This is a genomic window from Erwinia sp. V90_4, from assembly GCF_029967685.1.
Lineage (GTDB): Bacteria > Pseudomonadota > Gammaproteobacteria > Enterobacterales > Enterobacteriaceae > Erwinia > Erwinia aphidicola.
Window position 1 is genome coordinate 99493 of the sequence record NZ_JASCAQ010000034.1, and the last position, 14262, is coordinate 113754.

Consider the following 14262-nt stretch of genomic DNA (forward strand, 5'->3'; position numbering starts at 1 on the left):
ATGCTATGAAATTTTGGTTGCCAGCTGCTGTGACACTGTTGTTAGCCGCCAATGTCCAGGCGGCAGATTATCGGGTGGTCTACTCCCCCAGCCTCGCGCTGGAGGTCTTTATCGATAATGTTGCCAGCAACACGCCTGCGGCCTGGTGTCAGGAGACGCTCAACCTGCGTATCGTCTCAGGCAAGAGCACCGAATCCGGCGTGCTGACCAGCTTCCTGCCCCGCGTGGGCAACCTGCTGCAGAACCAGTGCGGCAAGCTGCTGGAGCTGCCGTGGCAGATGACCAATAACGACGGTACGGTGCTGGCCGCCGGCACCGCAGCCAAGGAACAGGGCTGGCGCCCGATTGTCACCGCCGACTCGACCGCCACCGCCACCGCCAGCAATGCCGCACCGCTCGACCTGTCACAGCCGGCAAATGGCGAGCCGTTGCAGCATTTTGATCTGCCCGGCGGCTGCCATTTTCGCACCTGGTGGGATGATAACGGCCAGTCGCTGTTTATCCCGGATGAGAAAAATATGACCTGCTCCACCGAAGGCTGGCTGGAGGGCCACAGCACCCTGACGCTGGCACGCGACGGTAAGAGTGAGGCGCTGCAGGTTAATTTCTACCAGGGATACCCGCTGCTGCATCTGCACCCAAAACCGGACGCTTTAGATGTCGTGGCGGTCAATAACCAGCGCCTGGTGGTGACCCGTGCCGATGCCGCCGATAGCTGGCTGGTGCTGCCTTTCAATAACCCCCTGCACGCCTGGTCGTTTGACGGTGCGCTGCTGGTGAAAATGGACAGAGCGCAGGCCGGTGACAGCGCCGCGCTGAAAGCACGGGTGGATGCCGTGCGTAAAACCTGGTCCGACGTGATCGACACCGGGGTAAAAGTCAATGTGCTGTTGGTGGATGACCTGCACGCCGACCTGGCCGACCCGGCGATTGGCGCCTGGCGTACCGTTAATTAACCCTCAGCCCAATATGCGCCAGGAGAGCTCGACGATGTCGGCAAACGAACAGCAAAAAAACGTGCCCAATGCCCTTCCGGCTGGCTACCGGTTTAACGAGTTTGAAATTAAGGAAGTGATTGGCGGTGGGGGTTTTGGCATTGTCTATCGCGCCTGGGATCACCTGCTGGAGCGCACCATTGCCATCAAAGAGTATATGCCGATCTCACTGGCCAGCCGCAGCGATCAGCTGGCCATTACCCTGCGCGGTGAACGCTACCAGAAGCTGTTCAGCGCCGGGCTTAACAGCTTTATTCAGGAAGCTCGACTGCTGGCCCGCTTTAACCACCCTGGGCTGCTGCACGTGCTGCGCTTCTGGGAGGAGAACGGGACGGCCTATATGGGGACGCTGTTCTACAGCGGCATGACGCTGAAGGAGTGGCAGCAGACCAGCCCGCAGACGGTTAACGAAGCGTGGATCCGCCAGCTGTTACCGCCGCTGTTTGGCGCAATCAACACCATTCATCGCGCTGGCTACCTGCACCGCGATATCTCACTGGATAATATCCAGATCCAGGAGAATCAGCTGCCGGTGCTGCTGGACTTCGGGTCGGCGCGTAAAGAGATTGGTAATCTTTCCGATGAAACCGAAATTATGCTTAAACCCGGCTATGCGCCGATTGAGCAGTACAGCGAAGAGGGCGACAGCGACCAGGGGCCGTGGACGGATATCTACGCGCTGGGCGCGGTACTGCATACGCTGGTGACCGGCAGCCCGCCGCCGGTGAGCGTGGTGCGCTGTATTGAAGATCATTACCAGCCGCTGAGCACGCTGTTACCGGAAGGTTTTTCACTGCCGCTGCTGCATGCCATTGACCGTGCGCTGGCGATGGATCCACGGCAGCGCCCGCAGTCGATTGATGAACTCGCTGCGCTGATCGACCTGCCGGTGAGTGAAGTGGCGGAGCTGGTCAACAACGTCGCCCAGCCGCTGGAAGAGCAGGAACCGCTGCCGGAGCCTGAACCGGTGGTGCTGGCGGTGAACCCCACTGCCGGAGCGGCGGTGCCGGTGATGACGCCACGCGTGGCAAAGCGGCTGTCGCGCCCGCTGATGCTGCTGAGTTTACTGGCCGTGGTGGCCGTGGCGGCGCTGGTCTGGGGCCTCAACGCTAACGATAGCACCCCGCAGAAGCAGCCGGCTGCGGCAGCCAGCAGCAGCCAGCCGCCCGTCAGCACGCCAGCCAACAACGCAGCGGCCAGCGCACCGGCGATGGCGACGGTGTATCTCAAGCTCAACGCCGGGGAGTCGCTACTGCTGAATGGTAATGTGATGGAAGTGAAGCCGAATAACAGCGGCTATGCCTCGCTCAACCTCGCCGCCGGGGATTATCATCTGGAAGTGCGCAGCGACAGCAGCGTGCACAGCCAGCGGCTGAAGATTGACCGCGCGGGAACCTGGCTGATCAATCCCGGCCAGTAATGTCGTTTGCCGGGCGGACCGAACCAGTAATGTCATTTGCCGGGCGGACCGAAAAAGAGGGTCCGCCCCTACGCGACCACTCCGGCCGTTATCTGGATCGACCCGAATTCCAGCAACACTCAAGCCTTTGTCGGGGTCGACCGCTTTTCTGGTCGACCCGTCATGCGCTATTTATCCCACCATCCCGTTATGGCACTGCTGCAGCTCGCGTACGCGCTGCACCAGGTCGGTCAGACAATCGTCATACATCCCGCGCCGTTTCAGCTCCTGCTCAAGCGAGAACAGATACTGGGCATTGGTGCCGAGCGGTCCTTTGGCCTGCGCGATCAGCGGCGCGATAGTTTTCGGGCAGGAGTCGGCTTCGTACAGGGCGTGGCGCGGATCCATAACAAACACCAGCGCCGTCACGGTGCGGCCATCGTCCAGCGCCAGGTCACACCAGGTGGGCAGATAGCAGCCGGTGACCATCTCGCGCTTCCACAGCAGCTCGAGTTCCTCGTGCAGTTTGGCTTCGGGCAGGCAGAAAGCCAGCCCGGTGGTCTCGCCGCCCTCTTTCAGCGCCAGCATGCGTCCCGGCTGGACCGCTGTCCCGCGTCCGGCGGTCAGGCGCAGGCAGAACGCCCGGTGCCAGCCCTGCAGCGTGCCCGCTGCTACTTCATCCGCTTCAAATACCGGGTTCCACATTAGCGAGCCGTAGCCAAAAATCCACACCGGGCTGTGATCGGGACGACAGGCCAGCGTTGCCGCAAGGGACGCGGCACGCTGCTCACTGGTCCACAGCAGCGACTCCTCAATATCACCAAAGGCGGTTTTACAGTCTGCTTTTAATAAGAAATCTCTTGTTAACATTGCCACCTCCCACGCCACTGCCCTGAATCCGCGCTGTTATCACTGCTATCCCTGGAAAATGCGCGTTTTCAGCAAAAAACTGAACGCTTTTAACGACCTTATGCATTTATGCGACTGCAATCAAGTTTGAACCTAATCACAAAAGAAAAAAAGTTTCACTTAAGCGATCGGCAGCAGGCCGGAAATCTTTATGGTGAGCGGAAAAAAAGCGGCACGGGAAGTAAAAAGAACTTTTGATTTTTTTGCTAAACCAGTTTAGCTTTCAGTCGAAACCATTTAAGGATAATCAACATGCAAAAAAGAGTCTGGGTTCTGGGTGATGCGGTCATTGACCTGCTGCCGGAAGAGGAAGGACGGCTGCTGCAGTGCCCCGGCGGCGCACCGGCGAATGTTGCCGTCGGTATCGCCCGTCTGGGTGGCAACAGCGCATTTATTGGCTGCGTGGGAGACGACCCATTCGGCACGTTCCTGCAGCAGACGCTGCGCGCGGAGGGGGTGGATGCGCAATATATGTACCCCGCCGCCGGGCAGCGCACATCAACGGTACTGGTTTCACTGGATGCAGAGGGTGAGCGCCACTTCACCTTTATGGTGCGCCCCGCTGCCGATCTGTTCCTGACCCCCGACCGGCTTCCCGTCTTTCAGGCGCATCAAGGTCTTCACCTGTGCTCCATTGCGCTGAGCGCCGAACCGTCGCGCAGTGCCGCTTTGCAGGCGATGCAGGCGGTGAAACAGGCCGGAGGCTGGGTCAGTTTTGACCCTAACCTGCGCAGCGATCTCTGGACAGACGCCGATGAGATGAACGCCCTTCTGGCTCAGGCATTTGCTCTCGCGGATATCATCAAGCTGTCCGAGGATGAGTTATTTACGCTGACCGGCTGCCGCGAGGTTGAGCCTGGCATTAAGCAGTTTACTGCCGATTACCAGCCCGCGCTGCTGCTGGTAACGCGCGGTAGCGAGGGAGTCACAGTCTGGCAATCGCAGCGCCAGCAGCACTATCCCGCGCCGCACGTCAGGGTGGTCGATACCACCGGCGCAGGCGATGCCTTTGTCGCCGGACTGCTGGCTGCGCTTGCGCGTGAAGCCAATCCGCTGGCCCCCCAGCAGCTGGAGAAGGCCATTCAGCAGGCCCAGCATAGCGGTGCCGCCGCCACCACGGCTAAAGGTGCCATGACCGCCCTGCCTTACGCAGACGAACTTCTCCGTTTCACCTCCTTAGCAGGTTAAATTGCCAACCCGGTCACACTTCCTAAACCGGGTTAGCAAATCTGATTGAACAGCCTGATTCATTTCGCTTACGCTTCGCATCGAACCGGTTTAGCAAAATACAAAATAATCACTCTGGGATATCTTATTCATGATTAAACCTGGCACTCTGGCGATGGCTATTGGCATCGCCCTTTCCACTCCAACACTGGGCTACGCCGCACCGACCCTCGACAGCCTTGAAGCACGTCTGGTGGCCATGGAGCAGCGCCTGCAGCAGGCTGAAAGCCGCGCCGCCGATGCTGAAACACGCGCCACCGCTGCCGAACAGCAGGTTGCACATCTGCAAGCCCGTACTCAGGCACCGCTCTCCACTGCCCGACAGACGGACAGCGCCGCAGCGCCCACCCCAGCTGAACAACCCGCAACGAACGTGGCTGCCAGCGCCGCCGCGCTCAGTGAAGGTTTTGAGTTTCATGGCTACGCCCGCTCCGGCCTGATCATGAATGACTCAGCTGCGGGTACGCAGAGCGGCCCTTACCTGACGCCCGCCGGGGAGACGGGCGGCGCGGTCGGCCGTCTCGGCAACGAAAACAACACCTACGTCGAACTGAATCTTGAGCACAAGCAACAGTTGGCCAACGGCGCTACCACGCGATTCAAAGCGATGCTGGCCGACGGGCAGCGGGATTACAACGACTGGACCGGCAGCACCAGTGAACTGAACATCCGCCAGGCATTTGTTGAGCTGGGCAACCTCCCGACCTTCAGCGGGGTGTTTGATAACAGTACCCTGTGGGCGGGAAAACGCTTTGACCGCGACAACTTTGATATCCACTGGCTCGATTCTGACGTGGTGTTCCTCGCGGGGACCGGCGGCGGGATCTATGACGTGCAGTGGAACGAGGGGCTAAAAAGTAACTTTTCACTCTACGGGCGTAACTTTGGTGATATTGAAACCATTGATAACACTATCCAAAACTACATTGTCACCAGCAACCATTTTGCCGGTCCGTTCCAGCTGATGGTCAGCGGCCTGCGCGCCAAAGATAACGACCAGCGGGTTAACCGCAGTCGTGATAACGATCGGGCAGGCGACAGCGGCATCCACGCGATGCTGGCTCTGCACAATGACAGTTTCTGGGGCCTGCGCAGCGGCAGCGCCAAAACTGCGCTGCTGTATGGGCATGGGCTGGGTGCGGAAGTGAAAGGGATTGGCTCCGATGGCAACCTTACGCAGCAGGCAGAAACCTGGCGCCTGGCCAGTTATGGCGTCACCCCGCTGAACAAAACATGGAGCTTTGCTCCGGCACTGCTGGCACAAACCAGCAGCGACCGCTATGCCGCCGGGGACCACTACCGCTGGGCGACGCTCAATGCCCGCCTGATCCAGGCGATAAACCAGAATTTCGCCCTGGCGTATGAGGGAAGTTATCAGTATATGGACCTGGATGCGCAGGGGTACAGAGATCGTCAGGCCGTTTCCGGCAGCTTCTGGAAGCTGACCGTCGCCCCGACCTTTAAAGTGGCGGATATCGGCGATTTCTTCACCCGGCCGGAGATCCGCTTCTTTGCCAGCTGGATGGACTGGAACCGCTCGCTCGATCGCTACGCCAGCGATGACGCCTTCGGCAGCAGTGGCTTCAGCGCGGGCGGAGAGTGGAACTTCGGCGTTCAGATGGAAACCTGGTTCTGATACACATAAAAAACGATAAGCAAAAGGTGAAAGAATGGATATTGATAAAACAGCCAGGGCGCTCCTGCCGCTGCTTGGCGGACGGGAAAATATTGCCAGCGCAGCCCATTGCGCGACACGCCTGCGTCTGGTAATGGTCGATGACAGTAAGGTACAGAAAGAGGACATTGAAGCCCTGGAAGGTGTCAAAGGCTGCTTCCGCAATGCCGGGCAGATGCAAATTATCTTCGGCAGCGGCCTGGTTAATAAAGTGCATGCCGCCTTCGTCCGTGAAGCCGGAATTAGCGAATCGAGCAAAAGCGAAGCGGCCGATATCGCCGCTAAAAAGCTCAATCCGCTGCAGCGCATTGCACGGGTACTGTCGAATATCTTCGTGCCGATCATTCCGGCTATCGTGGCATCCGGCCTGCTGATGGGCCTGCTCGGCATGGTCAAGACCTACGGCTGGGTGAATTCCGGCAGTGCGCTGTTTATCATGCTGGATATGTGCAGCTCTGCCGCCTTTATCATTCTGCCGATCCTGATCGGCTTTACCGCAGCGCGTGAATTTGGCGGCAATCCCTACCTTGGCGCCACGCTGGGTGGCATTCTCACCCACCCGGCGCTGACCAATGCATGGGGCGTTGCCAGCGGTTTCCACACCATGAATTTCTTCGGTCTGGAGATTGCGATGATCGGCTACCAGGGGACGGTGTTCCCGGTGCTGCTGGCGGTATGGTTTATGAGCCACTGCGAGAAACGCCTGCGGCGCGCGATCCCGGACGCGCTGGATATTATCCTCACCCCGTTCCTGACGGTGATTATTTCTGGCTTCGTCGCCCTGTTGATTATCGGCCCGGCCGGACGCGCACTGGGTGATGGTATCTCGCTGGTGCTCAGCACGCTGATTGCCCACGCCGGCTGGCTGGCCGGACTGCTGTTTGGCGGATTGTATTCCGTGATTGTCATCACCGGCATCCATCACAGTTTCCACGCGGTTGAAGCCGGTCTGTTGGGCAACCCCGCAATTGGCGTTAACTTCCTGCTGCCAATCTGGTCGATGGCCAATATTGCTCAGGGCGGTGCCTGCCTGGCTGTCTGGTTCAAAACCCGGGATGTAAAGGTGCGCAGCGTGGTGCTGCCCTCGGCGTTTTCCGCCATGCTGGGGATCACCGAAGCCGCTCTGTTTGGCGTAAATCTGCGCTACATTAAACCCTTTATCGCCGGGCTGGTGGGCGGTGCAATCGGTGGCGCCTGGGTGGTGACGATGCACGTCAATATGACCGCCGTCGGCCTGACGGCCCTGCCAGGCCTGGCGATTGTGCAGGCCAGCTCGATGCTCAATTATCTTATTGGTATGGCTATCGCATTTGGCACTGCGTTTGTGCTCTCACTGCTGTTCAAAATTAAATTCGAGGCAAAAGCATGAGTGAAGCCCAGCGGGTAAAACAGGCCCTGCTGGCTGTCCTGCGCGGACAGCCTGGCGTCGCTGAAGACCCTCACCGCCCTGCCTGGCATCTTGCGCCACCGGTGGGGCTGATGAATGACCCCAACGGGTTTATTCAGTTCAACCAGCGCTATGTGCTCTGCTACCAGTGGAACCCACTCGCCTGCGCGCACGGGGCCAAGTTCTGGGGCCAGTGGAGCTCGGCTGACCTGGTCAACTGGCGCCATGAACCCCTGGCGCTGGCGCCGTCGGAAGAGTATGAAAGTCACGGCTGCTATTCTGGCAGCGCGGTGGACAATCAGGGCGAACTGACCCTGATCTATACCGGCAACGTAAAGTTTGACGACGGTCAGCGCACGGCCTGGCAGTGCCTCGCTACCCGTAATGCAGCGGGTGACTATACCAAGCTGGGGCCGGTAGTTGCTTTGCCAGCCGGTTATACCGGCCACGTGCGCGACCCAAAAGTCTGGCAGCATGCTGAGCAGTGGTACATGGTTCTCGGCGCTCAGGACCTCAAGCTACAGGGTAAGGTACTGCTGCTGCGCTCGCCGGACCTGCATCAGTGGACGCTGCTGGGTGAAATCGCCGGTAGCCAGCTCAACGGCCTTGGTGATTTTGGCTACATGTGGGAGTGCCCGGACCTGTTCACACTCGGTGAGCACAGCGTACTGCTGGTCTGCCCGCAGGGGCTGCCGGCGGCAGACGGGCGGTATCTGAATACCTTCCAGAGCGGCTATTTCTGCGGCACGCTCGATTATGACCATCATCAGTTCAGCCACGGTGAGTTTCATGAGCTGGACCTGGGCTTTGAGTTTTATGCCCCACAAACCTGCCTGAGTGACGACGGACGCCGCCTGCTGATCGGCTGGATGGGCATACCCGACGAGGATGAGTTTTACCAGCCGACCAAAGCCTACGGCTGGATGCACACCATGACCTGCCCACGTGAACTGACGCTGCGATCTGAGCGCATTTACCAGCAGCCAGCGCGCGAGCTGCAGCAGCTTCGCCAGCAGCAGGTAACGCTAAACGCCCGCGCTGACGAACTTCCGCTGCTGGCGATCGACAGCGCAGAGCTGGAACTGACCTTTAACGGCAGCTTTAGGGCTAACTTCGCCGATACGCTGCAGCTGGTGGTTGAGCCAGGCGGCATCTGGCTGCACCGCAACAATCTGCGCAGCGGTGAAGCGGAGCAGCGGCAGTGGCTGGGCAGCGTCCACAGTCTGCGTATTCTTTGCGACCGCTCCAGCGTTGAGATCTTTATTAACCAAGGTGAAGCGGTGATGTCGGCTCGCTACTTTCCCGGCCCGCAGCCGCGGCTGCATTTTAGCGGCGGCGCGCAGATCGCCCTGCATCACTGGAGGTTACGGCAATGCGTGATAGAATAAGGCGATGAGCCATCACACCTAAGCCACTGTGAATAAAAACAAACGTATCACGATTAACGATATTGCCCGGCTGGCAGGCGTGTCCAAATCTACTGCCAGCCTGGTTCTTAATGGCCGGGGAAAGGAGCTGCGCGTCGCGGAAGGAACCCGCAGCCGGGTGATGGAGATCGCCCGCCAGCAGCATTACCAGCCAAGCATCCATGCCCGCGCATTAAACTCCAGCCGCAGCCATACCCTCGGGCTGGTGGTGCCAGAAATGACCAACCACGGCTTTGCGCGTTTCTCTCATGAACTGGAAATGCTGTGCCGCGATGCTGGCCTGCAGCTGCTTATCGCCTGCACCGCGGAAAATGCCAGCCAGGAGACGCTGGCGGTGAATAATTTAATCCAGCGCCAGGTTGACGGGCTGATTGTGGCTTCCAGCATGCTCAATGATGCTGAATATCAGAAGATTAATCAGCAGCTGCCCGTGGTGCTGTTTGACCGACATCTTGGCGACTCCACCCTTCCTCTGGTGATCACCGATGCCACCGGCCCCACCGCCACGCTGGTCGAAGCCGTGGCGCGCGAAGGCTATGACGAACTCTATTTCTTTGGCGGACAGCCGCGAATTTCACCGACGCGCGATCGTCTGGCGGGCTACCGTCTCGGGCTGGAGCGTGCCGGGTTAACGCTAAATCCGCAGTGGATCATGCACGGTCACTATCACGCCAGCTCCGGCTATGAAATGTTTGCCGAGCTCTACGCACGGCTTGGGCGGGTGCCGCAGGCGCTGTTTTGCGCCGCCTGTGGCCTGCAGGAAGGTGTCCTGCGTTACCTCAGCCAGCACGGCCTGCTGAATACGCCGATGCACCTGTGCAGCTTTGACGACCACTATCTGTATGACGCGCTCTGCGTGCGCATTGATACCGTTGAGCAGGATGAACGCCTGCTGGCATGGAACTGCTTCGAGATGGTCACCCGACTTATCGATGAGCAGATACCGGAAGAGACTCAGCGCTGGTTACCCGCACGGTTAATCTGGCGCCGTGCGACAGCCAAGTAGCCCTTGGGGATGGCTGTAAAATAGAGCCACTCCCCAGACTTTTTATCTGCAGCCTGCGTTTTTGCATCATAGCGCCATCATTTTCCGTCCGTTATGGCTTAATTAATTACTTCTGGACAATAAAGACCCCAGTTTTTCATTAAGATAGCTACATAAGTACAATAAATAGCTGTTATAGCCCATTATTCATAAAACCCCGTAAAATAGCGTAAATTTCTGCCAAAAGCGGCGAAAAAAGGTTACACTTTCGCCACTTGTCTTTCATATTGTCAGACTATGTTTAATGGGCCTGCGGTGTGGTTTGCCGATTTCAGGCCAACAGGATAAGGTTAAGGAGCGTTTGCCTATGAGTGCGCACGAGAGCAGTAAAACCCGTCACACCGAGTATTCCCTCATCTTTCCCATCGCCGCACTGACCATTTTATGGTTTTGGGGCAACACCGCATCATTTCCTCTGGTCATTGGCATCAACCTGATTGCGCTGATCGCCATCCTCAGCAGCGCCTTTAGCGTGGTACGTCATGCCGACGTATTAGCCCACCGCCTGGGCGAGCCCTATGGTTCCCTGATCCTCAGCCTCTCCGTGGTGATCCTTGAAGTCAGCCTGATCTCCGCGCTGATGGCCACCGGCGACGCCGCGCCCGCGCTGATGCGCGACACGCTCTATTCGATCATTATGATTGTTACCTGCGGCCTGGTGGGCTTTGCGCTGCTGCTCGGCGGCAACAAGTTTGCCACCCAGTATGTCAATCTGGCGGGGGTTAAACAGTATCTGATTGCGATTTTCCCGCTGGGGATGATCGTGCTGGTGCTGCCGAATGCCCTGCCCGGCGGCAACTTTACCATTGGTCAGGCGCTGCTGGTTTCGGCCATTTCTGCGGCGATGTACGGCGTGTTCCTGCTGATCCAGACCAAAACGCACCAGAGTCTGTTTGTCTATGAGCACGAAGATGACGGTGACGATCCGCATCACGGTAAGCCCTCGGCGCACTCCAGCCTCAGGCACACCCTATGGCTGATTGTGCATCTGGTGGCGGTGATTGCCGTGACCAAGATGAATGCCAATACGCTGGAGTCACTGCTGACCGAGCTCAACGCACCGGAGCAGTTTACCGGCTTCCTGGTGGCACTGTTGATCCTGTCGCCTGAAGGGTTGGGCGCGATTAAAGCGGTGCTGGCCAATCAGGTACAGCGCGCGATGAACCTGTTCTTCGGCTCCGTGCTGGCGACCATCTCACTGACGGTTCCGGCGGTGACGATTATCGCCACGCTGACCGGGCAGCAGCTGATCTTCGGGCTGGAGCCGCCGCAGATGGTGGTGATGATTTCCGCCCTGCTGCTGTGCCAGATTTCGTTCTCTACCGGGCGTACCAATGTGCTGAACGGCGCGGCGCATCTGGCACTGTTTATCGCTTATCTGATGACGGTGATGTTGTAAAATCGGCACGGGGCGACCGGAAAAAATAGCCTTCATCACGATGGGTGCTAATCATCGGCACGGGGCGACCGGAAAAAATGGCCTTCATCACGATTAGTGCTAATCATCGGCACGGGGCGACCGGAAAAAATGGTCGCCCCCTACAAGTAAGAGGGCTGACCATTTTTCGGGTCAGCCCTTTTATTTTATTGTGCCTGATACTGCAAAACGTGCCCGCTGCCGGTCAGCGTCAGCGACTGCTCATCCACCTTCACCTCAGCGCCATTCATCAACATCTGCGTTAGCGTCTGCTCCCACTTGTTCAGATCGGCATTGCTGCACAGCATGCGCGTGGAGGCCAGCTGCGGCACGCTCAGCCGTCCCTGCTCAACTTTGCCCTGGCCGAAGAAACGGTTGCACATCACCCCGCTCACCTTCAGCCCTTCACTAAAACCGATCCCCGGCCTGATGCCCTCATACGGCACGACCGTCTGACCATCTACCGCGCTGAGCACAAACTGACGATTCGCCAGCTGGCTGGCATCCGTCGGGCTGGTGTTGCTGTGGCTGCAGCCGCTCAGCGCGACAGCACCCAGTAACAGTAAAGTGACTTTTTTCATTATGACTCCTTAAATTGGCAATCCATGTTAACAACTGAGTAAGCCGGTATTAACGGCGCAGGGCGCGGAAAAAGAGCGGGCCAGAATATCTGGCCCGCAGGAGAAAGGAAGTTTAGTTGCTGGTATCGAGCTCGGGGAAGCTCTTCACCAGGTCATCAATCGCTTTCATCTGCTTCAGGAACGGCTCCAGCTTGTCCAGCGGCAGCGCGGACGGGCCATCGCACTTGGCGTTCGCCGGGTCCGGGTGCGCTTCGATAAACAGGCCGGCAATGCCAACGGCCATACCGGCACGCGCCAGTTCAGAAACCTGAGCGCGACGACCGCTGGATGCGGCGCCCATCGGGTCACGGCACTGCAGCGCGTGCGTCACGTCGAAGATCACCGGGCTGTTGTTCGATACCTGCTTCATCACGTTGAAGCCCAGCATGTCGACCACCAGGTTGTCGTAACCGAAGTTGGCACCGCGATCGCACAGGATCACTTTATCGTTGCCGCCTTCAGCGAACTTATCCACGATGTTACCCATCTGGCCAGGGCTGACAAACTGCGGCTTCTTGACGTTGATTACCGCACCGGTTTTCGCCATCGCTTCCACCAGATCGGTCTGGCGCGCAAGGAAAGCCGGCAGCTGGATCACGTCAACCACGTCAGCCACGGTCTGCGCCTGGCTGGCTTCGTGCACGTCGGTGATGATTTTCACGCCGAACGCCTGCTTAATTTCCTGGAAGATTTTCATCCCCTCTTCGAGGCCCGGGCCACGGTAAGAGTGGATAGATGAGCGGTTGGCTTTATCAAACGAGGCTTTGAACACGTAGGGAATACCCAGCTTCTGGGTTACGGTGACGTAATGCTCACAGATACGCATCGCCAGATCGCGCGATTCCAGCACGTTCATCCCGCCAAACAGCACGAACGGCAGGTCGTTTGCGACTTTAATGTCGCCAATGCTTACCACTTTCTGATTCATGTCTTCGCCTTTATAAAGTTCACTGCGTTTAGTGAAGGGTAATCTGTTTTTGCTCGATAGAGTGGATCTGAACCTTAATCATTTCGCTGACCGGATCTTCCGGGCACTGCTCAACAAAGTAGGCCAGATCGTGCAACGCCACGTGTCCACACTCCAGCTGGGCGAAAATCAGCCCGCGGTCGCGGATCTCATACGGGTCTTCCGGATCCATCTGCACCAGCACCTGGCTGACGTGCAGCGCCATTTCCATCTGCTTCTCATCCATCAGCGATGATTTCAGCGTATCGAGCATTTTGCGCAGGACCGCCAGCGGTTCGGCTTCCTGTAAATCGTCATCATACAGTTCGGCAATCGGCCCGATGTTGCCCTTCAGCCACACTTCCAGCGTGTGCTCATCCAGGGTTTCGCCATCAAACGGGTTGATCAACCACATATCCTGATCGATCCACTCGGCGCGCAGGATCAGCTGCGTCGGGAAGATCACCGGGAACAGCGGCAGATCGAGCTTGCCTGCAATATGCAGAAATATCACCCCCAGCGACACCGCGGTGCCCTGGCGGGTACGTAATACATTATCCAGCCACAGAGTATCCGACAGGCGATAAACGCCGCTCGCGCCACCAAAGCCCCAGCGGCCCCAGAACAGCGTTATCAGCTGCTCGACCTGTAAGTCAGCGGCCAGCTCGGGCGGGATCTCTGCGCGTGCTTCGGCAACCAGTGCCGACAACTGCTTTCTGACGTCTTCAGCCGGAAAGTCGCTGCGGATCGCCAGCGACGCAGCAATCACCGCCTCACTCAGCGGCGCTGCGGTAAAATCAAAATCAGCGATGGACGTCATACAAACCCCAGCAATGGCATTTTAGTGGTGGCTAACTGAACGATGGCCACAAGGGCGATTAACGCCACAATGAACGCTATCCAGCGTACTTTTTGCGCGCGCGGACGTCGTCCCAGGGCAATAGCGCCCAGCGCGATATAGATGATAACGCCAAACAGCTTCTCAGTCAGCCAATTGCCCTGCGGTGTAAACGGGTAAAAATGGGTCATCATCACCAGCAGCACGCCAGAAAGCAGCAAAAGCGTGTCGTTAAGATGCGGCACAATACGCACCCAGCGCCGCTGCAGCATAGCTGAACCGGTCTGCAACCAGTAAAAGCGCAGCAGAAACATCACTGCCGTTATCGCTACGGTTAACAGATGAAAATTTTTAAGTGGAAGGTACCATGCGGCCAT

The 14262-nt window shown here is 58.2% G+C and carries 13 protein-coding genes; 8 read left to right on the plus strand and 5 right to left on the minus strand.

Translation table 11 applies throughout. The features are described from left to right. Positions 1-5 precede the first annotated feature (5 nt). Together QLG07_RS04150 and QLG07_RS04155 are read left to right on the plus strand one after the other, a co-directional pair. Positions 6-956: a hypothetical protein gene (locus QLG07_RS04150; RefSeq protein WP_282468544.1), complete on the plus strand. Its 951-nt coding sequence runs from the start codon at positions 6-8 to the stop codon at positions 954-956. Positions 957-990: 34 nt separating this feature from the next. Then, on the plus strand, positions 991-2415 hold the full coding sequence (locus tag QLG07_RS04155; RefSeq protein ID WP_282468545.1) for a serine/threonine-protein kinase: 1425 nt from the start codon (positions 991-993) through the stop codon (positions 2413-2415). Between the two features lie 171 nt (positions 2416-2586). Here QLG07_RS04155 and QLG07_RS04160 read toward each other — a convergent pair whose 3' ends face one another. Next, the gene (locus tag QLG07_RS04160) at positions 2587-3264 is read right to left on the minus strand and encodes a gamma-glutamylcyclotransferase (protein WP_048916248.1); all 678 of its coding nucleotides are present in this window, start codon (positions 3262-3264) and stop codon (positions 2587-2589) included. A gap of 291 nt (positions 3265-3555) precedes the next feature. Here QLG07_RS04160 and QLG07_RS04165 point away from each other — a divergent pair, with 291 nt between their 5' ends. The 6 genes from QLG07_RS04165 (at position 3556) to chaA (ending at position 11463) form a co-directional block, all read left to right on the plus strand. Continuing rightward, entirely contained in the window at positions 3556-4491 is a 936-nt protein-coding gene (locus QLG07_RS04165) for an aminoimidazole riboside kinase (protein ID WP_282468546.1), read from the plus strand. Positions 4492-4621: 130 nt separating this feature from the next. Then, the gene (locus QLG07_RS04170; RefSeq protein ID WP_282468547.1) at positions 4622-6166 is read left to right on the plus strand and encodes a carbohydrate porin; all 1545 of its coding nucleotides are present in this window, start codon (positions 4622-4624) and stop codon (positions 6164-6166) included. A gap of 34 nt (positions 6167-6200) precedes the next feature. Further along, on the plus strand, positions 6201-7574 hold the full coding sequence (locus tag QLG07_RS04175; protein WP_282468548.1) for a sucrose-specific PTS transporter subunit IIBC: 1374 nt from the start codon (positions 6201-6203) through the stop codon (positions 7572-7574). Beyond that, positions 7571-8980, plus strand: a complete 1410-nt coding sequence (locus tag QLG07_RS04180; protein WP_282468549.1) for a sucrose-6-phosphate hydrolase — start codon at positions 7571-7573, stop codon at positions 8978-8980. Before QLG07_RS04175 ends, QLG07_RS04180 begins: the two co-directional genes overlap by 4 nt. Before the next feature lie 28 nt (positions 8981-9008). After that, positions 9009-10025, plus strand: coding sequence for a LacI family DNA-binding transcriptional regulator (locus QLG07_RS04185; RefSeq protein ID WP_099754006.1), 1017 nt, complete (start codon positions 9009-9011; stop codon positions 10023-10025). 346 nt (positions 10026-10371) lie between these two features. Then, entirely contained in the window at positions 10372-11463 is a 1092-nt protein-coding gene (gene chaA / locus QLG07_RS04190; RefSeq protein ID WP_048916254.1) for a sodium-potassium/proton antiporter ChaA, read from the plus strand. Between the two features lie 185 nt (positions 11464-11648). Here chaA and QLG07_RS04195 read toward each other — a convergent pair whose 3' ends face one another. The 4 genes from QLG07_RS04195 to QLG07_RS04210 form a co-directional block, all read right to left on the minus strand. After that, positions 11649-12062 carry an META domain-containing protein gene (locus QLG07_RS04195; protein ID WP_282468550.1) on the minus strand — a complete coding sequence of 138 codons (414 nt, stop codon included), beginning with the start codon at positions 12060-12062 and terminating at the stop codon, positions 11649-11651. 112 nt (positions 12063-12174) lie between these two features. Further along, entirely contained in the window at positions 12175-13029 is an 855-nt protein-coding gene (kdsA, locus tag QLG07_RS04200) for a 3-deoxy-8-phosphooctulonate synthase (RefSeq protein ID WP_048916256.1), read from the minus strand. 28 nt (positions 13030-13057) lie between these two features. Further along, entirely contained in the window at positions 13058-13867 is an 810-nt protein-coding gene (gene sirB1 / locus QLG07_RS04205; protein ID WP_048916257.1) for an invasion regulator SirB1, read from the minus strand. Then, entirely contained in the window at positions 13864-14262 is a 399-nt protein-coding gene (locus tag QLG07_RS04210) for a SirB2 family protein (protein WP_282468551.1), read from the minus strand. The genes sirB1 and QLG07_RS04210 overlap by 4 nt, the downstream gene beginning before the upstream one ends.

Excerpts from the sequence above, each read along its gene's own strand:
- QLG07_RS04175 (WP_282468548.1), top strand. The coding sequence starts at position 6,201 with ATGGATATTGATAAAACAGCCAGGGCGCTCCTGCCGCTGCTTGGCGGA.
- QLG07_RS04150 (WP_282468544.1), top strand. The coding sequence starts at position 6 with ATGAAATTTTGGTTGCCAGCTGCTGTGACACTGTTGTTAGCCGCCAAT.
- QLG07_RS04155 (WP_282468545.1), top strand. The coding sequence starts at position 991 with ATGTCGGCAAACGAACAGCAAAAAAACGTGCCCAATGCCCTTCCGGCT.
- QLG07_RS04195 (WP_282468550.1), bottom strand. The coding sequence starts at position 12,062 with ATGAAAAAAGTCACTTTACTGTTACTGGGTGCTGTCGCGCTGAGCGGC.
- sirB1 (WP_048916257.1), bottom strand. The coding sequence starts at position 13,867 with ATGACGTCCATCGCTGATTTTGATTTTACCGCAGCGCCGCTGAGTGAG.
- kdsA (WP_048916256.1), bottom strand. The coding sequence starts at position 13,029 with ATGAATCAGAAAGTGGTAAGCATTGGCGACATTAAAGTCGCAAACGAC.
- QLG07_RS04165 (WP_282468546.1), top strand. The coding sequence starts at position 3,556 with ATGCAAAAAAGAGTCTGGGTTCTGGGTGATGCGGTCATTGACCTGCTG.
- QLG07_RS04170 (WP_282468547.1), top strand. The coding sequence starts at position 4,622 with ATGATTAAACCTGGCACTCTGGCGATGGCTATTGGCATCGCCCTTTCC.
- QLG07_RS04160 (WP_048916248.1), bottom strand. The coding sequence starts at position 3,264 with ATGTTAACAAGAGATTTCTTATTAAAAGCAGACTGTAAAACCGCCTTT.
- QLG07_RS04210 (WP_282468551.1), bottom strand. The coding sequence starts at position 14,262 with ATGGCCGCATGGTACCTTCCACTTAAAAATTTTCATCTGTTAACCGTA.
- chaA (WP_048916254.1), top strand. The coding sequence starts at position 10,372 with ATGAGTGCGCACGAGAGCAGTAAAACCCGTCACACCGAGTATTCCCTC.
- QLG07_RS04180 (WP_282468549.1), top strand. The coding sequence starts at position 7,571 with ATGAGTGAAGCCCAGCGGGTAAAACAGGCCCTGCTGGCTGTCCTGCGC.